At 51.4% G+C, this 23,950-nt stretch carries 26 protein-coding genes; 12 read left to right on the forward strand and 14 right to left on the reverse strand.

Going from position 1 to position 23,950, the window contains the following annotated elements:
- The first annotated feature begins 75 nt into the window (after positions 1–75).
- From H8L32_RS17425 to H8L32_RS17450, 6 genes are all read left to right on the forward strand, one after another.
- On the forward strand, positions 76–942 hold the full coding sequence (locus H8L32_RS17425) for a branched-chain amino acid ABC transporter permease (RefSeq protein WP_186948540.1): 867 nt from the start codon (positions 76–78) through the stop codon (positions 940–942).
- A 21-nt stretch (positions 943–963) separates the two neighbouring features.
- Positions 964–2,049: a branched-chain amino acid ABC transporter permease gene (locus tag H8L32_RS17430; RefSeq protein WP_186948541.1), complete on the forward strand. Its 1,086-nt coding sequence runs from the start codon at positions 964–966 to the stop codon at positions 2,047–2,049.
- On the forward strand, positions 2,046–2,759 hold the full coding sequence (locus H8L32_RS17435) for an ABC transporter ATP-binding protein (protein WP_186948542.1): 714 nt from the start codon (positions 2,046–2,048) through the stop codon (positions 2,757–2,759). Before H8L32_RS17430 ends, H8L32_RS17435 begins: the two co-directional genes overlap by 4 nt.
- On the forward strand, positions 2,759–3,463 hold the full coding sequence (locus tag H8L32_RS17440; RefSeq protein WP_186948543.1) for an ABC transporter ATP-binding protein: 705 nt from the start codon (positions 2,759–2,761) through the stop codon (positions 3,461–3,463). The genes H8L32_RS17435 and H8L32_RS17440 overlap by 1 nt, the downstream gene beginning before the upstream one ends.
- Before the next feature lie 123 nt (positions 3,464–3,586).
- Positions 3,587–5,197, forward strand: coding sequence for a methyl-accepting chemotaxis protein (locus H8L32_RS28190; RefSeq protein WP_186948544.1), 1,611 nt, complete (start codon positions 3,587–3,589; stop codon positions 5,195–5,197).
- Between the two features lie 186 nt (positions 5,198–5,383).
- Positions 5,384–5,938 (forward strand): winged helix DNA-binding protein, encoded by a 555-nt coding sequence (locus tag H8L32_RS17450; RefSeq protein WP_186948545.1) that lies wholly within the window; start codon positions 5,384–5,386, stop codon positions 5,936–5,938.
- A 1-nt stretch (position 5,939) separates the two neighbouring features.
- Here the strand turns inward: H8L32_RS17450 and H8L32_RS17455 are convergent, their stop codons facing one another.
- Positions 5,940–6,215, reverse strand: coding sequence for a hypothetical protein (locus H8L32_RS17455; protein ID WP_186948546.1), 276 nt, complete (start codon positions 6,213–6,215; stop codon positions 5,940–5,942).
- A gap of 271 nt (positions 6,216–6,486) precedes the next feature.
- Between H8L32_RS17455 and H8L32_RS17460 the strand changes: the two genes are divergently transcribed.
- A complete protein-coding gene (locus H8L32_RS17460) occupies positions 6,487–7,344 on the forward strand; it encodes an HDOD domain-containing protein (protein ID WP_186948547.1) in 858 nt (285 codons plus the stop codon).
- Positions 7,345–7,391: 47 nt separating this feature from the next.
- Here the strand turns inward: H8L32_RS17460 and H8L32_RS17465 are convergent, their stop codons facing one another.
- The 9 genes from H8L32_RS17465 to H8L32_RS17505 all read right to left on the reverse strand — a co-directional run bounded on the left by H8L32_RS17465 (position 7,392) and on the right by H8L32_RS17505 (position 14,366).
- Positions 7,392–8,183: a LytR/AlgR family response regulator transcription factor gene (locus H8L32_RS17465; RefSeq protein ID WP_186948548.1), complete on the reverse strand. Its 792-nt coding sequence runs from the start codon at positions 8,181–8,183 to the stop codon at positions 7,392–7,394.
- Positions 8,180–9,247, reverse strand: coding sequence for a sensor histidine kinase (locus H8L32_RS17470; RefSeq protein WP_186948549.1), 1,068 nt, complete (start codon positions 9,245–9,247; stop codon positions 8,180–8,182). Before H8L32_RS17470 ends, H8L32_RS17465 begins: the two co-directional genes overlap by 4 nt.
- A gap of 15 nt (positions 9,248–9,262) precedes the next feature.
- Positions 9,263–9,949 (reverse strand): LiaI-LiaF-like domain-containing protein, encoded by a 687-nt coding sequence (locus H8L32_RS17475; RefSeq protein ID WP_186948550.1) that lies wholly within the window; start codon positions 9,947–9,949, stop codon positions 9,263–9,265.
- Positions 9,950–9,977: 28 nt separating this feature from the next.
- On the reverse strand, positions 9,978–10,592 hold the full coding sequence (locus H8L32_RS17480; RefSeq protein WP_186948551.1) for a LiaF transmembrane domain-containing protein: 615 nt from the start codon (positions 10,590–10,592) through the stop codon (positions 9,978–9,980).
- 34 nt (positions 10,593–10,626) lie between these two features.
- Positions 10,627–10,998, reverse strand: coding sequence for a hypothetical protein (locus H8L32_RS17485; RefSeq protein ID WP_186948552.1), 372 nt, complete (start codon positions 10,996–10,998; stop codon positions 10,627–10,629).
- 153 nt (positions 10,999–11,151) lie between these two features.
- Positions 11,152–11,604: a DUF2214 family protein gene (locus H8L32_RS17490; protein ID WP_186948553.1), complete on the reverse strand. Its 453-nt coding sequence runs from the start codon at positions 11,602–11,604 to the stop codon at positions 11,152–11,154.
- A 145-nt stretch (positions 11,605–11,749) separates the two neighbouring features.
- On the reverse strand, positions 11,750–12,520 hold the full coding sequence (locus tag H8L32_RS17495) for a DUF1223 domain-containing protein (RefSeq protein ID WP_186948554.1): 771 nt from the start codon (positions 12,518–12,520) through the stop codon (positions 11,750–11,752).
- Positions 12,521–12,570: 50 nt separating this feature from the next.
- The gene (locus tag H8L32_RS17500) at positions 12,571–13,497 is read right to left on the reverse strand and encodes a fused MFS/spermidine synthase (RefSeq protein ID WP_230412284.1); all 927 of its coding nucleotides are present in this window, start codon (positions 13,495–13,497) and stop codon (positions 12,571–12,573) included.
- Positions 13,498–13,547: 50 nt separating this feature from the next.
- Positions 13,548–14,366 carry a ParB N-terminal domain-containing protein gene (locus H8L32_RS17505; RefSeq protein WP_186948555.1) on the reverse strand — a complete coding sequence of 273 codons (819 nt, stop codon included), beginning with the start codon at positions 14,364–14,366 and terminating at the stop codon, positions 13,548–13,550.
- 266 nt (positions 14,367–14,632) lie between these two features.
- Here H8L32_RS17505 and H8L32_RS17510 point away from each other — a divergent pair, with 266 nt between their 5' ends.
- The 3 genes from H8L32_RS17510 (at position 14,633) to H8L32_RS17520 (ending at position 16,418) form a co-directional block, all read left to right on the forward strand.
- Entirely contained in the window at positions 14,633–14,890 is a 258-nt protein-coding gene (locus H8L32_RS17510) for a hypothetical protein (RefSeq protein WP_186948717.1), read from the forward strand.
- A gap of 13 nt (positions 14,891–14,903) precedes the next feature.
- Positions 14,904–15,749 carry a PA4780 family RIO1-like protein kinase gene (locus H8L32_RS17515; RefSeq protein WP_186948556.1) on the forward strand — a complete coding sequence of 282 codons (846 nt, stop codon included), beginning with the start codon at positions 14,904–14,906 and terminating at the stop codon, positions 15,747–15,749.
- A gap of 141 nt (positions 15,750–15,890) precedes the next feature.
- Positions 15,891–16,418 carry a GNAT family N-acetyltransferase gene (locus H8L32_RS17520; protein WP_186948557.1) on the forward strand — a complete coding sequence of 176 codons (528 nt, stop codon included), beginning with the start codon at positions 15,891–15,893 and terminating at the stop codon, positions 16,416–16,418.
- Between the two features lie 53 nt (positions 16,419–16,471).
- Here H8L32_RS17520 and H8L32_RS17525 read toward each other — a convergent pair whose 3' ends face one another.
- The 3 genes from H8L32_RS17525 to H8L32_RS17535 form a co-directional block, all read right to left on the reverse strand.
- On the reverse strand, positions 16,472–17,221 hold the full coding sequence (locus tag H8L32_RS17525; protein ID WP_186948558.1) for a transporter substrate-binding domain-containing protein: 750 nt from the start codon (positions 17,219–17,221) through the stop codon (positions 16,472–16,474).
- Positions 17,222–17,384: 163 nt separating this feature from the next.
- A complete protein-coding gene (gene phaP, locus H8L32_RS17530; RefSeq protein WP_186948559.1) occupies positions 17,385–18,491 on the reverse strand; it encodes a phasin family protein in 1,107 nt (368 codons plus the stop codon).
- A 231-nt stretch (positions 18,492–18,722) separates the two neighbouring features.
- Positions 18,723–19,373, reverse strand: a complete 651-nt coding sequence (locus H8L32_RS17535) for a phosphoribosylanthranilate isomerase (protein WP_186948560.1) — start codon at positions 19,371–19,373, stop codon at positions 18,723–18,725.
- A 206-nt stretch (positions 19,374–19,579) separates the two neighbouring features.
- Here H8L32_RS17535 and H8L32_RS17540 point away from each other — a divergent pair, with 206 nt between their 5' ends.
- Both H8L32_RS17540 and H8L32_RS17545 read left to right on the forward strand, forming a co-directional pair.
- Positions 19,580–21,886: a TonB-dependent receptor gene (locus tag H8L32_RS17540; RefSeq protein WP_329605195.1), complete on the forward strand. Its 2,307-nt coding sequence runs from the start codon at positions 19,580–19,582 to the stop codon at positions 21,884–21,886.
- An 80-nt stretch (positions 21,887–21,966) separates the two neighbouring features.
- Positions 21,967–22,905: a carbohydrate kinase family protein gene (locus tag H8L32_RS17545; protein WP_186948561.1), complete on the forward strand. Its 939-nt coding sequence runs from the start codon at positions 21,967–21,969 to the stop codon at positions 22,903–22,905.
- Positions 22,906–23,001: 96 nt separating this feature from the next.
- Here H8L32_RS17545 and H8L32_RS17550 read toward each other — a convergent pair whose 3' ends face one another.
- Positions 23,002–23,784, reverse strand: coding sequence for a GntR family transcriptional regulator (locus H8L32_RS17550; protein WP_186948562.1), 783 nt, complete (start codon positions 23,782–23,784; stop codon positions 23,002–23,004).
- Between the last annotated feature and the right edge of the window lie 166 nt (positions 23,785–23,950).

The raw sequence follows: 23,950 nt of genomic DNA on the forward strand, positions 1-23,950 counted from the left end.
TTCAGTAAAAAATACCTGGCGATACCTGACGTCGGTTTTACATAGCTATACATAATAGGAAGTGCGAGGAGAAATATGTCCCTTGAAATTATTATTCAGACCCTGGCGTCAGGGATCTTGATCGGATTGATCTATGCGCTGGTCGCGATTGGTTTGACGTTGATCTTTGGCGTCATGGATATCGTCAATTTTTCGCATGGTGAGTTTCTGATGTTTGGCATGTACTCCAGTTTCTGGATGTACTCGCTGTTTGCACTGGACCCCATGTTTACCCTGCCATTGACCGCATTGTTTCTGTTTGCGCTTGGCGTGATCCTGTACAAGCTGATCATCAGAAAAATAACCAATGCGCCGATGCTGTCGCAGATTTTTACAACCTTCGGCCTGATGATGCTGTTCCGTGGTCTGGCCCAGTTTTTCTGGAAGCCGGATTTCAGGACAGTAGACCATTCTGTCGTATCCGGTGCGGTGCAGGTATTCGGCATACAGGTCGGTATGCCGCAGGTGACTGCAGGTGTCGGGGCAATTCTGGTGACGATGGGTATTTACCTGTTCCTGACCAAGACCCGAGCCGGGGCAGCACTGGAAGCGACTGCTGCGGATAAAGAGGCAGCACAACTGATGGGCATCGATTCACAGAAAATGTTTGCCATGGCCTGGGGCATTGGTGCTGCATGTGCGGGCGTGGCCGGGGCATTGCTGTCGACCTTCTTTCCCATCTTCCCTGAAGTGGGGGCGAACTTCATCCTGATTGCTTTTGTGGTGGTGAATCTGGGTGGCTTTGGCAGCGTCATCGGTGCATTGTTTGCCGGGATTATTGTCGGTGTCATTGAAGTCATGGGTGGCTTTTTGATTGGGCCGCAATACAAGCTGGCACTGGTACTTGGATTGTTCCTGGCGGTGTTGATGTTCCGTCCGCAAGGACTGATGGGTAAGCAGTAAGGTGAAAAATAAGGTGAAGCTATGAACATACAAGAAAAAACCGTGACATCGGCGCATGAATTGCTGGCGCCAGATTCTCATGGAAAATCCTCGGTTAAATACATACTGTTATCGCTATGTGTAATTTGTGCTTTGCTGGTGCCCGTCGTGGTCAAGGATCCGTCGCATCAGAATCTGGCGATATTGATTTTGATGGCGGCGCAACTGGGCGTGGCCTGGAATATCGTCGGTGGTTATGCCGGTCAGGTGTCGCTAGGGCACGTCGCCTTTTACGGACTGGGCGCCTACACCTCAACACTGCTGCTGACGCAATGGGGCATGAACGCGTGGCTGGCAATGTTATGTGGCGGCATACTGGCAGCACTGATTAGCCTGGTCATAGGCTGGTCATGCTTTCGTCTTAACGGTCATTACTTTGGCATGGCGACTATCGCCGTGGCTGAAATCATCCAGATCATTTTCACCAACTGGGAATATGCAGGTGGTGCCGTCGGCCTGACCCTGCCCATGGATCAGCAAGGCTGGAGCAATATGATATTTACCGACAAGGCACCGTATTACTACATCGCCCTCGGTCTTTTGTTGCTGACGCTGGCAGTGAATTACTGGATAGAACACAGTTACCTTGGTTATTACTTCCGCGCCATCAAGGATGAGCCGGATGCTGCACGTAGCCTGGGTATCAACCTTAGCCGCTACAAGCAGATTGCCTTTGCCGTCAGCAGTTTTTTTACCGCCATCGGTGGCAGTCTGTATGCACAGAAGGAATTGTATATCGATCCGGGTTCGGTCCTGCATACCGGCCTGTCGATCAAGATGGCCCTGGTATCCATATTGGGCGGAGTAGGCACTTTGCTGGGCCCCGTCATCGGTGCAGGTGTCTTGACTTTCATTGAAGAAGGTACGCGTGCCCTGTTTGGTGGTTCTGGCCGTGGTACGGATCTGGTGATTTATGCCGCTTTGATCGTGGTGATTGCGGTCTACTATCCGACCGGTGTGATGGGCTGGATCAAGCAATTTTTTGCGCGCAGAAAAGCGGTCAGGGCGCAGAAGGCGCAAGATGCACAAGACACCACAGGCACACAAGCCGGCAAGGAGGCAGCATGAGCTTATTGCGAGTAGAAAGCGTCAGCAAACGCTTCGGCGGTATTACCGCCAATCAGGATGTGTCATTTGAAGTCGGTGCCGGCAAGATCGTTGGTCTGATAGGCCCCAACGGTGCTGGCAAGACCACCATGTTTAACTGTATCGCCGGTTACGCACCACCGACTACCGGTGAAATCTGGATGAATGACATCAAGGTATCCGGCATGAGCCCGGAGCAATGTGCGCGTGCAGGCATAGGCCGCACCTTCCAGGTGGCAAGGACCTTCACCAGCATGACCGCTCTGGAGAACGTTATGGTTGGCGCATTCCTGATCAACAAGAATGTGGCTGATGCCAGACAAAGCGCCGCGAAATTACTGAGCTTTGTGAATCTGGGGCAGTTTAAAGACAAACCGGCAGGCAGCATGACTATCAGTGAGCAGCGCCGCCTGGCGGTTGCCCGCGCACTGGCAGTCAGGCCACGCCTGTTGCTGATGGATGAAGTGATGGCTGGCCTGAACCCGACTGAAGTCAAAGAGACGGTGGATGTGGTCCTGAAAATCCGTGAAGAAGGTATTTCCTGCCTGATAGTTGAACACGTGCTGGAGGGCATCATGCCGATTGCCGATGCCATCGTCGTGCTCGATTACGGCAAGAAGATCGCGGAAGGCAGTCCTGAACAAGTATCGAACGATCCCAAAGTGATCGCCGCTTATCTGGGAGATGAATGATGCTGCAAGTAAGAAATCTGAGAGTCAGTTATGACGGTGTGCTGGCCTTGTCCAAGGTCGATATTGATGTCGAAAAGGGCAAGATCGTTGCCCTGGTCGGCGGTAACGGTAATGGCAAGTCCACCACTTTGCGTGCCATCGCCGGGCTGAACACAGCCGATGCGGGCCAGATCATATTCGATGGCAAGCCACTGGAAAAAATACCGGCCAGCAAGCGCGTGGGCCTGGGCCTGTCACTGGTGCCGGAAGGCCGACGTATCTTCGCGCGCCTGACGGTAGAAAGAAATCTGCAACTGGGGGCCTATACCCGTCGTGACGCTGATGAAGTGGCCGAATCCATAGACACCATGTACAGCCTGTTCCCCATCCTCAAGGAGAGGCGCTACCAACTGGCTGGCACCATGAGTGGTGGTGAACAACAGATGCTGGCGATTGGCCGTGGCCTGATGGCAAAACCCAAATTGCTGTTGCTGGATGAACCTTCCTGGGGAATCGCTCCCAAGTTTGTCACCAAGGTGCTCGACACCATACAACTGATCAATGAACAGGGTATGTCCATCCTGCTGGTGGAGCAAAACCTGCACAAGGCGCTGGCGATTGCCCATCATGGCTATGTGATACAGACGGGGTGCATCGTCATGCAGGGAACGGGGCAGGAACTGCTGAACAATGAGGATGTCAAGAAAGCCTATCTGGGCGTCTGACATCGCTTAAACAATCGCGAGCAAACCAAGGGGCAAGTCTCTTACTTGCCAGGGCGCCCCTTTGCCTGCGATTCTGGTGACGACCTGCGTTTTTGTTTTTGATTACATCTTTGAGGATTCGCCATGCTGAACAAATACATCAAAAATTGGAAGATAGGTCATAGACTGGGCCTGGGTTTTGGTTTTGTAATTTTGTTGATGCTGACCCTGACGGTGACTGGTTTCACGCAGTTGGGACGTGTCAACCAGGGCGTGAATCTGGTGGTCAAGGAAGTTTATCCAAAAACGGCGGTTGCCAACCGCATCAAATCTGATCTTGATCACATCGCCCGCAGTCTGAGAAGTCTTTTGCTGCTGTCTACCCTGGACGAGAGAAAGCTGGAACAAGCCGCCATAGACAAGGCTGCGAGGCAGATTGATCTTGATCTGGCAAAGTTTGGCAAGCTGGCCAGTTCTGACGAAGAGAAAAAACGCTTGCAGGCAGTGCTGGCTGCCAAGCAGCGTTATCAACCCGTGCTGGACAAATTCTTAAAGCTGGTTGCAGACAATGAAGTGGAGCAGGCCAAGGATCTGGTCTTGCCTGAAATTGCTCCCTTGCAGGATCAATATTTTGCCGCACTGGACCAACTGGTGGCCTGGCAAGCCGGATTGATGGAACGTAGTGGCAGTGATGCTGCAAGCATATCTGGCGCAGCACAGGTGCTGATGATCATCTTGCTGGCGATCGCCGGGGTGGTGGCGATATTGATTGCCGTCATTACCACGCGGACGATTACCTCTTCACTGAATGCCGCGATCCTGGTGGCTGAATCGGTCGCCGGTGGTGATTTACGGGCAGAAATAGAAGTCAGAAACAATGACGAAACCGGCAAGCTGCTGGCGTCGCTGAATCAAATGAGTCAAAGCCTGATCAGTACCGTAGGACAGGTCAGACAAAGCTCGGAAAAAATTGGTACTGCTTCGCGTGAAATAGCGAATGGCAATCTGGATTTATCCAACCGTACTGAGCAACAGGCGTCGGGCTTGCAGGAAACCGCCGCCTCGATGGAACAGCTTACCGCTACTGTAGGGCAGAATGCAGAAAATGCTGCCCAGGCGCATCAACTGGCCGACAAGGCTTTCCAGCATGCAGGCAAGGGTGGCAAGGTGATACAGCAGGTTGAACAGACTATGGGGGCGATCAAATCCAGTTCCAACAAGATCGTTGACATCATTGGTGTGATTGACGGCATTGCATTTCAAACCAATATCCTGGCACTGAATGCGGCGGTCGAAGCGGCGCGCGCAGGGGAAAATGGTCGTGGTTTTGCCGTCGTGGCAGCGGAAGTGCGCAATCTGTCACAAAGATCAGCCAGTGCTGCAAAAGAAATCAAGGCCCTGATCGCTGATTCCGTCGGTCAGGTCGATGCCGGTGGTAAACTGGTGCTTGAGGCCAGCGCCACCATGCAGGATATCGTCGCCTCTGTGCAGCATGTGGCCAATATCATCAGCGAAATCAGCTCGGCCAGCCGGGAACAGAACACCGGCATTTTGCAGGTCAACCATGCCATCAGCATGATGGATGAGATGACGCAGCAAAATGCCGCACTGGTGGAAGAAGCCGCCGCCGCTGCCAAAAGCATGCAGGAAGAAGCAGAAATACTGGTGCATACCGTGGCGGTATTCAAACTGGAAAAATTCCGGCAAGCCGTGCCGGTGTTGGCGCGGCCTGTACCTGTGCTGGCGATATCCTGATTTTGGCCAAACTTGATCAGGCTTGATCGGACTTGATAACTAACAGGTGTGTAAAAAGACGAATTACTGATTATTTATTGATAAATTGATAGAAAATAGATGCTATTTTTCTCAAAAAAGCTAGAATTAAAGGATGAAATCTCGTCATCTGCTTACATATTTCAATTTATCTTTTAAAGAGTCACTATGTCCACTACCAAGCCTGCAAAAAAGACCAGCCTGAGTTCACCTGCATCACCCAGGGTGCCGATTGTTTCTTCCTCGCATCTGGCGGAGGGGCGCAGTGCAGAACTGAGTGAATTTGAATTTGGCATGATCATTGCCGGTAATGCCTTTAATCGCTGGGCCGTCAGGTGCATGGCTGCCGTCGGCATGAAAGACATGACGATTACCGATGTACTGGTATTGCATCATATCAACCACCGCGCACGCGAAAAGAAGCTGGCGGATATTGCCTTCATTCTCAATATTGAAGATACCCACATCGTCAATTATTCCCTGAAGAAATTGCAGGCCCTGTCGCTGGTACAGACAGAAAAACGTGGCAAGGAAATCCTGTATTCCACCAATGAAGCGGGCCGCGATGTCTGCCAGCGCTATTACGCCGTACGCGAACAGGTGCTGGTATCAGCGCTGACCGGTGATGGCACGGAAAGTTTTGAACTGAGCGAACTGGCACGGTTTTTACGTGTCCTGTCCGGTTTGTATGAGCAGGCTGCAAGGGCAGCCACCTCTTTATAAATTAAGGTTCCTGCTGTAGCTGTTTTGACTGCTGGCGATTCTTTTTCAGGCTGACTGCCAGCAGGACGATAAGCACTTTGAAGATCAGGAAGGCAATAAAAAGACTCAGTGCCAGTGGCAGTATGGTCAGCGCAAGCGCGATCGCCACACAGATCAGCAGCAGGTGTGGCAACGGCAGCCCCATTAGGGCGGCAAATGCTTTGCGACAAAGATAATAAAACTCGTGTGCGCTTTGGCGCAGGAAAGTGATCAACTGATCGGTATCGGTAAATTTCATGGTGTTTGCTCGTCTCTGGTAAGCGTGTGGACAGACAGAGAATACGCTGCCATAACGAGCAATGCAGCCCACATGCGACGAAATGCCGGAATCGGGGATTAAGCGGGGGAATAAGCGGAGGAATAAGCGGAGGAATAAGTGGGGAATAAGCGGGGGATTAAGCGAGGTAAGCGGTGACAATGGGTAATTCATGTCAACGGTGCCGGCCCTGTCTACATGAAAATGATTTCCCAAGGTACAATAAAAAATCGTCAGCATATTTATTGCCATCATGACAGACCAAAAAAATACCGAATTCGCTTTCCTAGAAGCTTTTACCGCTGAGCTATCAGCGAAAAAGCTGGTATTTCCCACTTCGCTGGGTGCGACCATGAAAATCCGCAAGGCCCTGGGCCAGGCGGACATTTCCACCGATATGGTAGCCCGTATCATTGGTACCGAGCCGGTACTGTCGGCCAAGGTGCTGCATCTCAGCAATTCTGCCTCGTTCAATCCACAGGGTAAGAAGATTACGGATTTGCGCGGGGCGACAGTACTGCTGGGTTTTGCTGCCGTGCGCAATATCGCCATCTCTGTCGGCATGAAGCAATTGGCAGAAAACAAGTACAACGGTAGCCTGTCTGCCCAGATGGATGGCTTGTGGCGGCGCAGCCTGCGGGTGGCTGCCCTGGCCATGGTGATTGCCAAGACCCATACCCGTCTGAGCGCAGACAAGGCCATGCTGGCCGGTCTGCTGCACGATATAGGCAAATTTTACATACTGAACCGTGCCAACCATTACCAGAATCTGTTCACGTCCGAACAGTCACTGTGGGATTTGATTGATCACTGGCATGCCAGCATAGGCTCGGCGATACTGGAAGACTGGGAAATCTCTGACGATATACGCATCGCCGTCATGGATCATCGCGATCATAATCCTGGCCCCATGCATAAGCTGGGTTTGATCGATGTGGTGGCCGTGGCAGATTTTCTGGATGCCCATTTCGTCAACGAGACGATTGCCGAACTGGATTGGAGCAAGGTGCCGGGCAGCTTTAAATTCCTCGAAATCAATCCGGACAATATTGATGAACTGATGCAGGCTACCAGGACAGAACTGGCCCTGGTTCTGAAGGCGATCAACTGAAAATCTGTTGGTGGCGAAGTTATGACTAAGTGACAGTTAAGCGATGGCTAAGCCTGATTATCCAGACAGGCCCTGATACGCTCATGGCCAGCGCGGCTGACGGGAATCTGCACGCCGGATTTGAGTATTGCGATGTGGCTGTCTTTGCTGACCCGCTCTATGTTTTTGAGCGCGGTGATATGCAATAAAAACGAGCGATGTATACGCACGAATTTGCTGGCATCCAGTTGCGCTTCCAGTTCTGACAGGCTCTGGGTTTTCATATAGGACTTTTGCGCTGCGTGGATGGTGATGTAATCATCCTGCGCCTCAACATATTCTATGCTGTCCAGTGGTACATGATGTACCTGGCCACGGTCACGTATCAGCAGGCGCTGTAGTTGATTGCCTTGTTGTGCTACCAGTCGGTCTAATTTACCCGCGTTCCCGCCTCCGTCTTGCGTCGTATCGGCTGATTTTTCTGTGCTTTTTTCCTGTGCCAGCAACTTGCGCGCCTTCGCCAGTGCTTCGTCAAAGCGTTGCTGGGAAAATGGTTTCAGCAGGTAGTCGACCGCATGTAAATCAAAGGCTTTCAGCGCATACTGGTCATAGGCCGTGGTGAAGATGACACCGCTGCGCCGGCCTGTCACTTCCAGTACTTCCAGACCGGATAATTGCGGCATCTGTATGTCCAGCAAGACCAGTTCCGGGTCCAGCCTGCTGATGGCGTCTACTGCCTCCAGCCCGGTTTCGCATTCGCCAACGATCTCTATGTCGGTATGTGGACGCAGGTATTCGATTGACAGCCGGCGTGCCAGTTCTTCGTCATCAACGATCAATGCCCGTAAGCGCTTGTTCATGTCTGTCTGTCCTGTTCATATGGTAAAGCCATTTCAAGTAAGAATTCATTTTCTGTTTTCTGCCAGGTGACACGTGCTTGTTCTGCATAGATGGCTGCAAAACGCTGGCGCAAATTGTGCAGGCCCAGACCATTGCCAGTACTGTTGCTGCCTGCGCTGCCAACCGGATTTTGTACCGAGATATGCAGCCACTGGTCACGTCTGAAGACGGTAACGGTGATGACGCCGCCTTGTGGCAGATTGCGTATGCCATGCTTGATGGCGTTTTCCAGCAACGGTTGCAAAATCATGGGCGGTATCAGGGCCTGTCCTGCATCCGGGCTGACATTGAATGTGCTCCCCAGTTTTTTACCGAAGCGGATTTTTTCCACTGCCAAAAAATTTTCACACAGCCGCAGTTCATCATTCAGGCTGATTTTTTCTTTTTCGGCAACCGACAGGGTCTGGCGAAAAAAATCAGCCAGCGCTATCGTCATGCCGCGCGCGCCAGCGGGGTCTATCGCTGTCAGGGCGCTGATGGAATTGAGACTGTTGAACAGAAAATGCGGATCAATCTGCGAGCGCAGGACCTGTAGTTCGGCATCCCTTGCCAGCAGGCGTGATGCAGCTTCTCGCCGTTCGGCTTCGCGCATATTGTCAAAGGCGATATACAGATCAAAGGCCAGCAAGGCCAGCAGATACAAGGCAAAACCCGCCAGGAAAAACAGTACCGACAGGTGTGATGTGATCTGTAGCGCAATTCCGTCTTCCATCAGGAACATCAATACCTTATTCCAGCCGTGGCAGATGCCCAGCCAGATCAGGCCGGAGATGAGTGAGGCACTGCCAAAGACCAGCACGGCTGTGGCCATTCTTCTGTGTGCGATGGGCAGCGAACGGCAGACAAAATAGGCGGATGAAGCAAGAAAACCACCGAGCAGGACCAGGGGCAGGGACAGCAGCAGTGCGTAAGACATTGTCGTCAGTCCCGCCACCACCAGCAATCTGGCGATACCGGCACCCATCAGCAGACAGGCGACGATATACAGCAGGAAGCGACGGAAATCTGACAATATGGGATGCATGCAAGTCCAGGCGCTTCAGTTTTTGATTTCTACGCCACCCATGACGGCGTAGCCCTTGATATACAATTTTTTTGTATTCAGCATAGGTGGCACGGTTTTATCGTCAAAGCCACCCAGTATCGGAGAGCCATGGCTGATTACTGTCCAGTCATTCGGTATTTTCAACTCTATCCCGCCCCACATGGCGAAAACATTCAGCGTTGCTTCTGACTGTATGGATGCCTGGCGCAAATCGAGCTCCACACCGCCCATGACGGCATTGATTTCGCCTCCCTTGAAATCTTGCGAGCTGTTTTGCAACTTGTTGCCGCTCATGACGGCAACGATATTGCATACTGAATCCTGATTTGTCTGTCCATTCAGATAGTTATTCTTATCACCCAGTTTGCCTTTGAAGATCACCATCAGGCCAGCGAAAATCAGGAAAACCGGCCACAGGTCGCGCATGCGGAAGTGGATGATGCCCATATATTGCAAGGTCAGCATGGTACCCAGAACGATGAAGCCGCCGCCGATAATATACCCGGTAGTACTATCGCTTTTTGAAATTTTCAGCACACCGACGATGATGAACACCATGGGCCAGAAGTGGAAAATGTCGCGGGTGCTGAAAATATCCAGATTATCCAGTAAGGCCAGCGTGCCAAATAGCAGCAGCATGGCACCTACCAGGATGCGGCCTTGCCCGTTATTGTTGTTCATGATGATAGTCCTTAGTTGAAATGTCTTTTTATTTACGTGCAGCCAGCAAGCCGCCAACGAAATGCTGTAACCCAAAAGCTATCAGCAACAATGGCCAACTGGTACGAAAACTCCAGCCCCACATGTGTTCTATCGATACATACAGCCAGAATGCAAATACCAGGTTGAAGCAACCTTTGGCGATGTGCTGGGGTTTGCCGGGGCTGATGATATCGACCAGGCCGCTGACGGCGATCATGGCGGGTAACAGGAACCAGTAGTCCATGGCATTGAGCATGTCCATATGATCCATCAGGAACACGCAACCGGCAACGATCAGTGTCAGCCCAAAGAAGAAATTACCCTTGCTGAGGCTTTGATTATCTCTTTCACTTGTCATACGATTTCCTTTCTTTAACTGTTGCGGACCTGCCGAATCTTGCTGGTCGCTCAAGGGCGCAAGCATGCTGGCATTGAAGACAGATGTTCTGGTGGATGCTGGAGCAAATGTCCTTGAAATCTGCCGGTTTTTGTCCGGTGAAGTCAAGATACCCAAGCCCAGCGCGTTTGTCGCGCCTGTGTCGGCGAATGACGCAAATCGTCGGTAATTGGCGCTGGAGGGTCGTTTTGCCGGGCAGAACTGGCTGGCTGTCGGCTTTACCATTGCCGCTTCCGGCAATGGTGTTGTGGCTGTCGTTTTAGCTTAGCAATTGAATGAAATGTTCGGCGGTGCGTACGATACGCTTGGATTCGGTGCCGAACAGGTCGTGGGTTTCCTGCACGATGTATTCGTTGGAACCTTTGGTGCAGTACAGCAAACCACGAAAATTTGTACCCAGGTAGACAAACGGGGCGGCCTTGGTCCTGACCGGTACATCACTGCCTATCAAGCTGCGTAATTTACGCTCGACGTCATACAGGCTTTTTTCATCGAGAGTAACGGTGGTGCCCTTGGGCGTTGGAAAACTGCTTTGAAACGAAGGGTTTTGACCCATGGGGTTTTTAAACGTGATTTTGATGCCCAGTTTCAAGAACTTGGATACGGCAGAGAAGTCATTTTCATCGTACATGGCGAATTCCTGAAAAGCTGCGATGCCAGCCAGGGTGGCATCATCCTGTTTTTGACGACATGCAATTGTTGGAGGCCATGTCTCTTTTGGGAAAGCTTGCCAGAAGTCAGTCGTTTATACAACTTTTCTTCCATAAATGTGGTTTGGGGTCTGTTAGCCAGTAAAACCGGCACCTTTCGCCATCAGCACCGCACCCAGAATAATGATGACGACACCGGCCAGTTCCAGATGCAAAACCCTCCGTATATTTCTGGCCTGGGCGAGACTCAGCAGCGGTAACTGATTTTGTTTCAGTGCCTGGCCCCAGCGCAGGAAGATCACGGTTGGATAGACAGACAGCAGGCCAACGATGATAAAAGCAGTCATCTTCAGCATGAAGGCGTGATTGTGCAAATAATAGACAGCACCTTTTTCAAAGTAGATAACGCGCAATATGCCCATGACCACGATGAGCATGGCGCTTACACCATAGATGCTATCGAGGGTACGCAGGCTTTTGGCGGTTGACAGGCTTAAAGGCTGGCGTATCAGCACCATTTCCGCAACCAGTGAACTGACCAGGGTGAATGCAGCAAGGTGGTGTAAAAAAGCGACTAGCAGATTCATTTGGCTGGCTCCTGGCAAGATGGTTGGTTACAACAGTGCATGCAGAAAGTCTAAACTATCTGTCTTGTACTTGCGTTAAAACTAAGACCAAGGCCGTCAAATTTGTCGCCAAGCCCTCATAAAACGGTGTGAAGCAGTTTTAAAACTATTGCAGGCTTTCACACAGTGGCAGACTGACTGCCTGCAGGATATTGCCTTGCCTGTCTTGCGCAAATGCCAGTAGCGACAGGTTCTTGCGTTTGGCGCTGGCAGGTATGCCCAGTTGGGCTGAATAGCTTGCGGCCTTGCCTGCGCTTAGCCTGTAGGCTTCTCCCCATTCCCGGGCGACATAGTCATGCTGTAAGGTGGCACCACGGTTTTCACCTGCCTGTATTTTGCTGACCAGGCCCTGTTCTACCAGGCTGAAGTACAGGCGGGCGTCCTGCATACTATTGCCTTGCAGATTGACATATAGCTTATTGTCGGCCAGTTTTTCTATAGCAAGGCGCAGGCTGGCCGTCGCCGGTTTTTGATTGATACGCTTGATGTCGTCAGTCAGGCCATTGCGCCAGTTGAGCATTTCCTTGCCTGCCAAAAAGATTTCAGGTGTGTACACCGAACGACTGCCTGCCAGGTCTGCCAGACTATGTTGCCTCTCGGTGAAAAGCTGTTTGGCAAAGATATCTTTCCAGCCCAGATAATCCCAATAATCCACATGCAGGGACACAGGTATCACCTGATCACTGTTGAGGCCTGTGCTTTGATACAGGCGGCTGATGGTTTTGTCGGCTGGCGGGCAACTGTCGCAGCCTTCGGAGGTATACAGTTCCAGCAAAGCCGTCGTGTGACCGGGGCTGGTTTTGCTGCAGATATCGGCTGCCTGTAGTGGGCTGCTGGCAGCACAGGCAAGCAGGATGATGAGGAATAGAGGTTTCATGGTTGTTCCTTATGACTAACTGTAATGTAGTCGGATCAGCCACGATTAACTTACAACTGCTGGTGTGTGACCAGTTTTTTCCAGTCGGCATAGGTCTGGGGAACTTTGTCATCCGCTACCATGATGCTGGCCAGGCTGTGCTTGAGAGCCTGTAATTCTTCTTCTGGCTGTTCAAATGAGACATCGGGATCAATGCTGAGCAGGCGGGTTGTCAGTTGTTCCAGTTGCAACGTGGGGTGCTGGCCTGTGTTTGCTGGCCTGGATGGATTCTTGTCCTTTGTTGCAAAGACAATGAGGTTGTAGCTATCTTCAGAACGGCTCCACCAGACCTGACGATCAAATACATGGCGCAGGCGACTCAGCATACCAGCCAGTGCGCTGGGCTTGCCCCAGACATTGGCGACCAGCACGCCGCTGACAGTCAACTGATGCTGGCAGGTGGCATAAAATTCTGCTGTGTTGAGTGCCGCTACCAGACCGTCTTCGTCGTAGGCATCCAGCAGGATGACATCGGCGGTACAGGCATGTTCCTGCAAATGGCTGATGGCATCACAATGGATGATGCGCAGGCGTTCATCATCTGCTGGTAGCATGAATTGCTCACGCATGGCGATTACGTCAGCATTGATTTCCAGCACGGTGATGCGGCAATCAGGCAGATGGCGATAACAGTATTTGACGAGGGAACCGCCGCCCAAGCCTATCAGCAGGATATGCGAAGGCCTGGGGTGAAACAGCAAAAAGCCCATGACGGCACGCGAATAGGCACAGACCAGTTCATCCGGCGCATCCAGCTTCATGACGCTTTGCATGCATTTGGGGTTCAGGTACATCATGCGCAGATTGTCGTCATCGACATAAAAAGCCCGGCCCTGATGCGCTTGTTGCAAGGCTTCCAGGCGACGCATATGCTCCAGCTCGGCACCGGATGGCTTGTTCAAAAACAGGCTGGACAAACTTGCACGCTTTTTTGCCATTTTCCTATCCACGGATTTGTGCGGTTGCTACTTGTTGGCAATACGGATAATCAGGCCGCCAGTTGCTCTTTCAGGGCAGCGATCTGGCGTTGCAATTCACTGTTTTCCATTTGCAGGTTTTGTACTTGCTGGCGCAGGGTGTTGACTTCATCCTGGGTCTGCACCCTTGTAGTCTGATGCTCTGCCGTGACTTCGGCAGCCGCTTCGCTGACTTTGGGTGGTGCTTTGTGCTCGCGTGCTTTTTCGCGAATCTGACGAGCTGCCTGCTGCAATTCCTTGCGGCCACCCGCTACCGCTGCGACTTGCTCGTCACTGGGCAGGGAAGCGATGGCCGCAGCAGCGCTGATGGAAATGGTGCCATCGCGTACCGCCTGTACCAGTTCTGGTGCTGCTGCCTTTTGTATTTTTTCTATCTGTACCACGGCATTGCTGCTGATGCCGGCAAGCCTGGCGATTTCCTGGCGGCTTTGGGTGGGTTTGATGACGGGAACGGCAACTTCGCTTTCCGGCGTATCTGGTGCGGGTTGTTCTTCCTGGGCCTTCATGCGGCTGGTGACGATTTCTTTCTTGCGTAACGCCAGCATGCCGCGCTGGAAGTCAGACACACTGCGACGTCCAAGGTGATTGTCTATCATCCACAGTTGCACGTCTTCAATGTTGCTAAAATTGTCATTCTGTACTGTTTTGTAGGGCAGATCATGGCGCTGGCAGATGGCGTAGCGATTATGCCCATCGATCAGGATGTCACCCCAGCATACCAGTGCATCGCGGCAACCTTCTGTGAGGATGCTGCGCTCCAGCGCGGCGAATTCGTGTTCGGTCAGGGGATCGATATAGGCGCGCAGCGCCTCATGGATGACTATGCTCATGCAATAACTCTTGTGGGATATTTCCTGGAAGGCGGCATTGTAGCCGAGATTTCACAGCTTACCGTTGTGAGCAGACAGCACGTGTACAATACTTCACCTTTGTGCAGACTTTATTGATAAAGCAGTAGTCGGCACAGCCCAAATACACTTGTGCCAAAAGCAATGATTGTGTAGTTGGCACAGCTTATGTATCTTTATGGCTATTTTTATATCCATTTGATGCATCAGCGCCAAGCACTTCATAACAGACAGGAAAAAATACAATGATGACCTATGAAGAATATCTGGATGAAGTCACCACTTTAATGACAGAACGATTTGATCTCAGCGACGATGAAGCCATCAAACACGTGATGCGCGCCCAGGCTGCCGACTTTTTTACCCTGCATGACGATATTCCCGCCATGCGTACGCAAGAAAGAGCAGAACTGGATGCCAAGGCTATTTACGAACTGCGTAACAAATCACGCGGCCATGCACCGGTCAAACTAGTGAAAACCGGCGGCAAGCCGCGCAAGGCCTGAGCAGCAGCCACGAATGAAAACACCAAAACGACTGCTGCCCTTGCAGGAAGAGGGTTTGCTGGATGAAGTCATGCGCCAGCTCATGAGCGGCAAAGAAGCGACCGTGTATGTAGTGCGCTGTGGCGAAGAAATCCGTTGTGCCAAGGTCTATAAAGAAGCCAGCCAGCGCAGTTTCAAGAACGCTGCTTCGTATCAGGAAGGACGTAAGGTCAAAAACAGCCGGCAGGCGCGCGCCATGGAAAAAGGTACACGCTATGGCCGCAAGATGCAGGAAGAAGTCTGGCAGAACGCCGAAGTGGATGCTCTGTACAAACTGGCTGCAGCTGGTGTCAAAGTGCCACGGCCTTACATCTGTTTTGAAGGCGTACTGCTGATGGACCTGGTCACCGATGCTGATGGCAATGCCGCACCGCGCCTGAATGACATAGAACTGTCACCAGTGATGGCGCTGGATTATCACGCCCAGTTATTGCATCAGGTAGTTCTGATGCTGTGCGCCGGCGTGATACACGGTGATCTGTCTGAATTCAATATTCTGGTCGATGCCGAAGGCCCGGTGATTATCGACCTGCCGCAGGCGATTGACGCAGCCAGCAATACCGAAGCGGCCGTTTTGCTGGAACGCGATGTACGCAATCTGGCGACTTATTTTGGTCAGTTTGCCCCTGAATTGCTGGATACCCAGTACGGCAAGGAAATCTGGAAGTTGTATGTCGCAGGCTTGCTGACACCGGAAACCGTATTGACCGGCAAGATTGCCATCGACAAGCGCCCGGTCGATGTCGGTGCTGTGCTGGAAGAAATCGAATCTGCCATCCTGGAAGAAAAAGAACGGCAACGGCGCCTGCTGGAAATGTAAGCCCCTGACAATTCAGGTGATCAGCGCAGCGCGGGAACTCTTGCCTTATTTTGCATGTCCATACCTGTTCATTCGCTACCCCATGCAGCGGATTCGCATGGATGGCATCAATCTTATGGATACTTGTAGAGGAGCATATGCATGATTAAAGGAAGCTGTTTTTACCTGCGCCATGTCCGGAAAGAAGATGTGGCGACCCTGCTTGATCTGATGAACCATCCGGATGGCAAGGGCGATTATCTGCCGCTGGATATCATGTTGCCGGGCACTGCTGAAAAGAAATTTGATGATGAATCGCGCTCCAAGGATGTGTCAGAGACATTTCTGATCATTGACGAGAATGAAAAGATCATAGGGCGCGTCTTTCATTTCAAGACCGTGCCGTATTTCAATGCCAGGGAAATCGGCTATGGCCTGTTCGTCAAAAACCTGCACGGCAAAGGTATCATGACCGAGGCAGTCAAACTGCTCACCGATTACCTGTTCAAAACCCTGCTGATCAACCGCCTCGAAATTCATATGAGTGTGGGTAACCTTGCATCAGAAAAAGTCGCTATCAATTGTGGATACATCAAAGAAGGCATTGCACGTGGAGCTATTTTCTGCCGTGGCAAGCATGGTGATATTGCGATGTATGCCTTGTTGAGACATGAATGGGAAGCACTTTGATATCGGGCCATCACTAAACAGCTTGATCAGGCTGTTCAAGCTGATGGCCGGTATTATTTCTTGCCCCGGAATACTTTCTGTATTGCCGCGTTGATCTTTTGCATCTGTTCGGGGGGCATGTCTTTGCTGCAGACAATGTAGCGGTTTAGTCCTGCCGGCATGCCTGCCAGATCCATCTGCGTGGTCTGACGCAGACTGTCTTCTTTGTCTTTCAGGTATTCCCAGTCTTCACGATCAATCAGCATATAGGATGCACGGTTGGCACCGACCATGCGCGCCATGATCATCGGCAGGGTAGTGCTGCGTTCTATTCTGTTTTTGCTGGATTTGATCAGGGCATCCAGTTCCGGCCCATAGGACACGGCATCGACGACACCCAGTGTCAGGCTGCGGTCAGCCATCAGGCTGGCAAGGCTGCGATGGGCTGCCACCTGCCTGATAGCGACGGGGCTTACCAGCAGTGTATGCGGTGGATCAGTGTGGAAGATATCGGAAAACTGTACCAGCGACTCCCGTTCGGGAATTCTGTACCAGCCAAATGAGCAATAATTTTTTGTGCCACTGGAAAAATTGCTCCAGATGCGTTTCGCCGGTTCTTCCACAAAATTGGCTGGTACTTGTGCCTGAGCGAAAACCTGTTTGGCACGTTCGAGCAAGATTCCTTTTTCGACTCCGTTTTCTATGTACTGATGTGGTGGCTTGATGCGCCAGGCGACGGTAACGGTGTCTTCTGCCGCCACCGTATGCACAGCGTGGATGAGCATCCAGATTGCTGCCAGACTTGTGAATGGAAAGAGTTTCATTTTGTGAATGCAAAGATCAATGATGCATTTTACTGTGCTGACGCTGGGTATTAAGGTATTTTATTTTTAATACTGTGACAACGTGGTTTTACTACGGCATATGTAAAAAAACCGCTGTCGTGCATCAGCACTGACAGCGGTTCTTTTATGAATCAGTGTTGATTTATTGACGTACGCGTTTCTTGGCGCCCGTGGCAGAGCTGGATTTTGCCTTGTACGCTGGGGCGGCAGCACCAGGGAAGGCTGGCGCGCCGGCTTTCAGTTTTGGCGCGATAGGGAAAGGAAATTTCACTGCGGATTTTTTCTCTGGCGCTGTTGCCGTTGTTGCTGCCGTTGTGTCCGCAGGTGCGGGTGTCTGGACGGGGGCGGCATCAACCGGGGCTACCGGCTTGGCGGCGGTTTTTTTGGGGACTGTCTTGGCGGGCGCGCTAGTCGTTGTGGCAGTGATACTGTCAGCGCTGCTGGCTTTGCTTGGTGTTGTAGCTTTTTTCAAGGGTTTCTTTGCGGTAGTTTTTACGGTAATTTTTTCTGCTATTGCCGGTGGCGCCTTGGGGGCTGTTGCTGACGCCGGCTTGCCAGTCCTGGCAGGACTTGCTTTCTTTGCCACCTCAGCAGGCTTGGCAGCGACTGGTTTTGCGATTGGGTTTTTGCTGGCCTTGCCAGTATCTGCATTAGTTTTGACTTCGGTTTTGACTTCGGCCTTGACATCAGTTTTCGCGCCAGCTTTAGTGGTAGCTTTGTCGTTCGCTTTTGTTGCCGGTTTTGTTTCTGGCTTGCTGTTGGCTTTTACCTTGGCCTTGGGTGCAGATTTGGATTCTGGTTCTGCCAGCAAAGGCAGTTGCCTGGTCGCTGCGATAGGTTTTGCCGCAGCCGGTTTTTTTGTTGCGACTTTTACTGTTGGTGCGGTAACTGCTGTCGCTATTTTGGCTATTGTTGCGGCTTGTGTCGGAGCGCTGACGGCTTGCCACAACTCTGCCCGCGTATTGCTGGTAATGCTGGCCAGCTCGCGACCATAAGACAGGATTTTTTCCAGTTGAGGCTGGCTGTGGGCGCGGCTCAATGCCAGGATATCTTGCGGCTCTTTGATGGTGAAGAGCTCATGCGTGACGGTATTTGCATTGTCGAATGACTGTTTTGCCAGATTGAAATTCAGGGCAATCAGTTTTTCCAGTCCACCAAATGCAGATTGCGAGAAAGCCCGGAAAACCGCGATTTGTGTCGCAAACTGGTTCTGGGCAGCAGATGATAATTGTTCCGTAAGCAAAGACATGAAACTCTCCAGAGTGGATAAAGGTGGACCGACTATGCTTTACTGCCGCGCCCATAGGGTTCATTGGCGCAATGCAGCATTTGCATATGGTCTTGCATTTTATCGCTTAAATGCTTAATTTGTAAGCACTATTTTTGCATTGCAATATCTGGATCTTGCCACTGCCATGGACACAGGCTGCCACAGCCTGTGTCAAGTCGGGATTTAAAAAGGGGCTTCTGAAAACTGTTTCTAAAAAGCTGCTTCACAGACCAGGCGACATTTTGCAAGGTCAAATTGATTATTGCTGCGCACGCTGGATTCCATGTCCAGCCAGTATGGTGTGCCAGGTGTGATGACCAGTGTCTGCAAAACATCCCGGATGGATGTCGGGCCAATGCCGCCAGAGAAGCCGCAGAAAGGGTGGGCGCCTTGCAACGGTGGCCATACGGACGGTTTGATGCCATTTCCAAAAGACACATCATAGAGCCAGTCTACCCTGCCATCGTCAGGGAAAACGCCCTGGGATTGCAATGCAGGGCGCACACCATGGCGCACGCCAAACAAATAGCAGTTTTGAATTTCCTGCTCGCTGCTGCCAGCACGGCCATGATTAATCTGTACACGGGAATATCCCGAGAAATCAAACCCGGAATCTCTGCCTTCGGCAATCGCCTGTGCCAGCTCACCGCAGACATGGGCGGAGAGACGCAGGCCGCTGCGTTGCATCGCCTGGCGGGTTTTGTGATCTGGAAATAGAGGAATTCCTTGTCGTGCGGGATCAATGAGTATGCCCCATTCAACTGAATATTGACTGGACAGTGCTTGCATCCCGGGTATCAGATCCATGCTGTCTGCGCCGGTAAATGTAATAAAGACGGGGGAGGAGGGGGAGGTAGGCATGGCATAAAGTATTGATTGATGATTTTTATATGGTACGTACCAACAATGATTTTTGTCAAGAAAAATAGATGTGCTGATAATGGTAGTCAATACGAATGTAATTTCATTCTATGTAAATTCTAAATTTCGTAGAAAAAACAACAGAATATGCATTGTTAACTATTAATTGGTACATACCAGTGTATTATTAATTGGCGTGATCGAATGTGGGATTTCAACAATTGCTCAAGGGGAATGTTATGCAAAATCATATTGATAAAAAAAGCATGCTTGCGTATGGCTTCGTGCTTGTACTGTCCGGGAAGTTGGTCGAAGCAAGCGCGCAAGATGCAGTTGCGACTGGTTCGGCAGTCGCTGCACCAGCGGTGAAGTTGCAGTCGGTTACTGTGACGGCAGAGCGCAGGGAAGAAAATATCAAGAATGTCCCGGTATCTGCATCCATAGTGGCCGATGAGCAACTGGCTGTTCTCAACTCTGGTGGCCAGGATATGCAAATGCTCGCCGGCAGGGTACCCAGCTTAAATGTGGAATCTTCATTTGGACGTTCTTTTCCACGCTTCTACATTCGTGGTTATGGCAACGTGGATTTTCATCAAAACGCTTCTCAGCCGGTGTCACTGATCTATGATGATGTGGTACAGGAAAGTCCGGTGTTGAAAGGTTTTCCCGCATTTGATCTGGAACGTGTTGAAGTGCTGAGGGGACCTCAAGGCTCATTGTTTGGACGAAATACGCCTGCCGGCGTAGTCAAATTCGATTCGGTTCAACCTGCACCTAATCGTAATGCTTACGTTTCCATTTCTGATGCTACGCACAATACGGCTAATTTGGAGGCGGCCATGAACCTGCCCGTAGGGACTGACCTGGCGGCCAGGCTTTCCATATTGCACCAGCATCGCGATAACTGGATTGACAATTCATATACAGGGGAGCAAAACCGATACGGAGGATATGATGACAGTGCCATGCGCTTTCAGTTGCTATACAAGCCAAATGCCGATTTCAGTGCGCTTGCCAACATCCACGCACGGACGCTGAACGGTAGCGCGTCTTTGTTTCGTGCCAATATCATTCAGCCGCGCAGCAATGCGCTTGTCCCCAACTTTGATATCGGCAGCCTGGCCACTGATGGGGGGAATGGACAGCATCTGGAAAATTACGGTGGCAGCCTGAAACTAAAGTGGCGGTTCGGGGATATGAGTCTTCATTCGATAACAGGCTACGAAACGGTGCGCGTATTCAGTCGCGGGGATATTGATGGCGGCTATGGTGCTGCGTTTACGCCGGTTTCGGGTCCGGGGTTGATTCCATTCCCGGTTGAATCTGCGGATGGAACATCTGGTCACCATCAATTTACCCAGGAATTTCGCCTTGAATCCAGTCCAAATGCAGGGCTCAAATGGCAAACCGGTCTGTTCTATTTTGACGAAAAATACCAGATAGATAGTTATAGCTATGATTCCTTGTCCGCTGGTGTGCTGACCAGCGACGTACGCTCACATCAAAAAAATGATGCCTGGGGAGTATTCGGTTCGCTTAATTATGATGTCAGCGATTGTTTCAATCTGCGTGCCGGTTTACGTTACACGCGAGACCGGAAGTATTTGATGACAGAGGCATCGAATAAACCGGATGGCAGCTCGGATATTGACCGGTCTGCCGGGCTGGCAGCGAGTAATACTGTTTCCAAGTTTAACTGGGATGTCAGTGGAGTTTATAAATTGTCTGACACAGCCAATCTGTATTCGCGTGTTGCAACTGGTTTTCGTGGGGCAACGATTCAACCTGCGGGATCTTTTAACCCGATGTCCGTGGCGCAACCTGAAACCATTACTTCTGTTGAAGCCGGATTCAAGGCCGACTTGTTCCAGCGCCGGGCGCGTTTAAATGCGGACATCTATGCTTACAATGTGAAGGGATTGCAATTAACGGCAGTAGGGGGCACATCAAATTCTGCAATCTTGCTGAATTCAAAAAAGAGTGTTGGCCGTGGTGTTGAAATGGATTTTGAAGCGTATTTGACAGATGACCTGCTCATGACCCTGGGCGGTAGTTATAACTTCACACGAATAGACGATGCTGCCCTGGCAGTAGGTGTATGTCGCTCTTGTACTGTGCTCAATCCTACCTATGTAAGCGCAGGTGGCAGCACGCTGGCGCTTATCGATGGCAATCCTTTGCCGCAGGCACCGAAATGGGCTGCCAACTTTACACTGCGCTATAGCGTGCCGTATCGGAACGGGGAGTTTTTTGCCTATACTGACTGGGTCTATCGCAGCCAGGTCAATTTCACACTATACAAATCGACGGAGTTCTCTGGCAAGCCGCTCCTGACTGGTGGCCTGCGTCTTGGTTACAAATGGAATGGCGACCGATACGAGCTGGCCATGTTTGGACGTAATATCACGAATCGGGTCCAAATTGTTGGCGGTATTGACTTTAACAACCTGACCGGTTTCGTCAATGATTACAATCCGCGCATAATTGGCTTGCAATTCACTTCGCGGTTTTGACCGCATATGAAATTTTATGAGGGACAGTGGGCCCTTTTGCCAATAGACGTAGCGAACGCGGTTTAAGCAAGGAGAGTCAAATGCTGGAAAAAATGGGATTAGCGTCGCCTCGTCGGTGGGATATGTTGGCTTTTGGCGATCCCAATGTCGACCTGGTTTTTGCCGTTGATTATGCGCCTGGTGCGGATCAGAAGGTATTGGGCCGTCGGCTCGGACAATTTGCCGGTGGTACGGTGGCGAATGTGGCCTGCGCAGCAAGCAATCTGGGTTTGCCGACGCAGGTTTATGGTCGTGTTGGTGATGACAGTGAAGGGGTATTGCTGACGCGAGAATTTTCCCGTTTCGGTGTCGGGTTTGAGCAACTGAAGAAGATTCCGGATACCGCCTCTTCAATGGCGATTATCATGGTGGAGAGCAGTGGTGAAAAAGCTCTTATCTATTCACCGATGCAGGGCACTGTACCGCTGGGATCGTCTTTTCTTCAGGCCCTGACGCAAAGCCGCTTACTGTATGCCATGCCTTACGACATGGAAGAATTTAGCCTTGTCCACGGTCTGGCGCGCGAGGCCGGGGTCATCGTTGCCATTGATGTCGAAGCGGTCATGATTACTGACCTGGCACATATGCGCAGGCTCATGGCGATGTGCGATATCGTATTCATGAATGAAGCGACCTATCTGAGCATTTTCAATGAAGCGCCGCAGTTGAAGGCGATGCAGGAGAGGCTCCATTCCAGACAACAGATACTGGTGGTCACGCGCGGTTCTCATGGCGCAATGGCGGTTAGTGGTGATGTCGGGGTTGATGTGCCCGCATTTCATACAACGGTGATTGACACTACTGGCGCGGGGGACTGTTTTAATGGGGCTTTTCTGGTGGCCTTGTTTGATGGTCTGTCACTGGCAGCATCCTTGCGATTTGCTTGTGCTGCAGGCAGCTTTGCGCTGGAAGCGACAGGGGCGCGTTCTGCTTTGCCTACCAGGGCACAGGTAGACGCCAGGCTCGCCTTATACGCGTAATAATCCGGCGCGGTTTTTCAGTACCCCTGCATGTCACGTTGCAGGGCTATCACATTCCTCATTGCGCATTCCTCATTGCCCATTCCTCAATGTCTCTTAGCCATTACTCCATTTGTTGATGCGCGTCTTGTAGCGATACGATGGGACATACTTCATTTCGCAATATTCTATCGGTTCACGCCTGTCTGACAGCATGACACGTTCACACACCAGCAGAGGGGTGCCAGGTCCGACGCCCAGCAAGAGCGCATCATCCGCAGAGGCGGCAATGGCGCCGACGCTCTCAAGGCTTTCTGACGGCTCGATAGAAAACTTGTCGATCAGCAGACGATACAGCGAACCGGCCCGCTCAAGCTCTTTACGCTCCAGCCGCGCACCCTGGGGAAGATGCAGATAAGAATCCTGCAAGCCTACCACCGCGTCATCCATCAGGCGCAAACGTCTGATGCGCATTAAGGGCACATGCGCCTCTACATGCAGCAGGCTGGCAATCGCCATATTGGCTGCGACGTTTTCCATGGAGAGGATTTTCTGGCCAGGCGTGCCGCCGCGTTTGAGTGTGTCTTCTGAAAAACTGTCCAGGAAGCGGGACATCTGGCGCACGGCAGCAGGGGCTGCGAAAGTGCCTCGTCCGTGATCGCTGTACAGGACGCCGCGTTCTTCCAGCAGACGGATAGCTTTTCTGACGGTATCCCGGCTTACTTTAAAGCTGATGGCAAGATCTCTTTCGGCGGGCAGGGGTTCATTCGGCGCAATTTTCCCGGACTCCATATGTAGCTGCAAAGTTTCGGCCAGTTGTCGGTACAGAGGGGCGGACGATTTTTCGACCGGATTCTGGTTGGTCGGGATGGTCTCGCTACTTTGTCTCTTGGTACGCATGGTTTCGTCTATTCCTTTAAAAAGCACATTTCCTGATTTGGACGCTTTCGCCTTCGTATCGATGTCCGCTGCATCTTGCATGTCAATGAATGGGCTTGAGCTTACAGATATCTGGTCGCATCAGTTGTATGTAAGGTGCATACCAATTTTTACACATTTCAGAAGT

This window comes from Undibacterium hunanense, from assembly GCF_014284335.1.
Taxonomy (GTDB): domain Bacteria; phylum Pseudomonadota; class Gammaproteobacteria; order Burkholderiales; family Burkholderiaceae_D; genus Undibacterium; species Undibacterium hunanense.

Excerpts from the sequence above, each read along its gene's own strand:
- H8L32_RS17525 (WP_186948558.1), bottom strand. The coding sequence starts at position 17,221 with ATGAAACTCTTTCCATTCACAAGTCTGGCAGCAATCTGGATGCTCATC.
- H8L32_RS17545 (WP_186948561.1), top strand. The coding sequence starts at position 21,967 with ATGCTGGAAAAAATGGGATTAGCGTCGCCTCGTCGGTGGGATATGTTG.
- H8L32_RS17505 (WP_186948555.1), bottom strand. The coding sequence starts at position 14,366 with ATGAGCATAGTCATCCATGAGGCGCTGCGCGCCTATATCGATCCCCTG.
- H8L32_RS17550 (WP_186948562.1), bottom strand. The coding sequence starts at position 23,784 with ATGCGTACCAAGAGACAAAGTAGCGAGACCATCCCGACCAACCAGAAT.
- H8L32_RS28190 (WP_186948544.1), top strand. The coding sequence starts at position 3,587 with ATGCTGAACAAATACATCAAAAATTGGAAGATAGGTCATAGACTGGGC.
- H8L32_RS17515 (WP_186948556.1), top strand. The coding sequence starts at position 14,904 with ATGAAAACACCAAAACGACTGCTGCCCTTGCAGGAAGAGGGTTTGCTG.
- H8L32_RS17495 (WP_186948554.1), bottom strand. The coding sequence starts at position 12,520 with ATGAAACCTCTATTCCTCATCATCCTGCTTGCCTGTGCTGCCAGCAGC.
- H8L32_RS17490 (WP_186948553.1), bottom strand. The coding sequence starts at position 11,604 with ATGAATCTGCTAGTCGCTTTTTTACACCACCTTGCTGCATTCACCCTG.
- H8L32_RS17475 (WP_186948550.1), bottom strand. The coding sequence starts at position 9,949 with ATGAACAACAATAACGGGCAAGGCCGCATCCTGGTAGGTGCCATGCTG.
- H8L32_RS17520 (WP_186948557.1), top strand. The coding sequence starts at position 15,891 with ATGATTAAAGGAAGCTGTTTTTACCTGCGCCATGTCCGGAAAGAAGAT.
- H8L32_RS17480 (WP_186948551.1), bottom strand. The coding sequence starts at position 10,592 with ATGGTAAAGCCGACAGCCAGCCAGTTCTGCCCGGCAAAACGACCCTCC.
- H8L32_RS17430 (WP_186948541.1), top strand. The coding sequence starts at position 964 with ATGAACATACAAGAAAAAACCGTGACATCGGCGCATGAATTGCTGGCG.
- H8L32_RS17535 (WP_186948560.1), bottom strand. The coding sequence starts at position 19,373 with ATGCCTACCTCCCCCTCCTCCCCCGTCTTTATTACATTTACCGGCGCA.
- H8L32_RS17510 (WP_186948717.1), top strand. The coding sequence starts at position 14,633 with ATGACCTATGAAGAATATCTGGATGAAGTCACCACTTTAATGACAGAA.
- H8L32_RS17460 (WP_186948547.1), top strand. The coding sequence starts at position 6,487 with ATGACAGACCAAAAAAATACCGAATTCGCTTTCCTAGAAGCTTTTACC.
- H8L32_RS17465 (WP_186948548.1), bottom strand. The coding sequence starts at position 8,183 with ATGAACAAGCGCTTACGGGCATTGATCGTTGATGACGAAGAACTGGCA.
- H8L32_RS17450 (WP_186948545.1), top strand. The coding sequence starts at position 5,384 with ATGTCCACTACCAAGCCTGCAAAAAAGACCAGCCTGAGTTCACCTGCA.
- phaP (WP_186948559.1), bottom strand. The coding sequence starts at position 18,491 with ATGTCTTTGCTTACGGAACAATTATCATCTGCTGCCCAGAACCAGTTT.
- H8L32_RS17440 (WP_186948543.1), top strand. The coding sequence starts at position 2,759 with ATGCTGCAAGTAAGAAATCTGAGAGTCAGTTATGACGGTGTGCTGGCC.
- H8L32_RS17470 (WP_186948549.1), bottom strand. The coding sequence starts at position 9,247 with ATGCATCCCATATTGTCAGATTTCCGTCGCTTCCTGCTGTATATCGTC.
- H8L32_RS17455 (WP_186948546.1), bottom strand. The coding sequence starts at position 6,215 with ATGAAATTTACCGATACCGATCAGTTGATCACTTTCCTGCGCCAAAGC.
- H8L32_RS17500 (WP_230412284.1), bottom strand. The coding sequence starts at position 13,497 with ATGGCAAAAAAGCGTGCAAGTTTGTCCAGCCTGTTTTTGAACAAGCCA.
- H8L32_RS17425 (WP_186948540.1), top strand. The coding sequence starts at position 76 with ATGTCCCTTGAAATTATTATTCAGACCCTGGCGTCAGGGATCTTGATC.
- H8L32_RS17485 (WP_186948552.1), bottom strand. The coding sequence starts at position 10,998 with ATGTACGATGAAAATGACTTCTCTGCCGTATCCAAGTTCTTGAAACTG.
- H8L32_RS17435 (WP_186948542.1), top strand. The coding sequence starts at position 2,046 with ATGAGCTTATTGCGAGTAGAAAGCGTCAGCAAACGCTTCGGCGGTATT.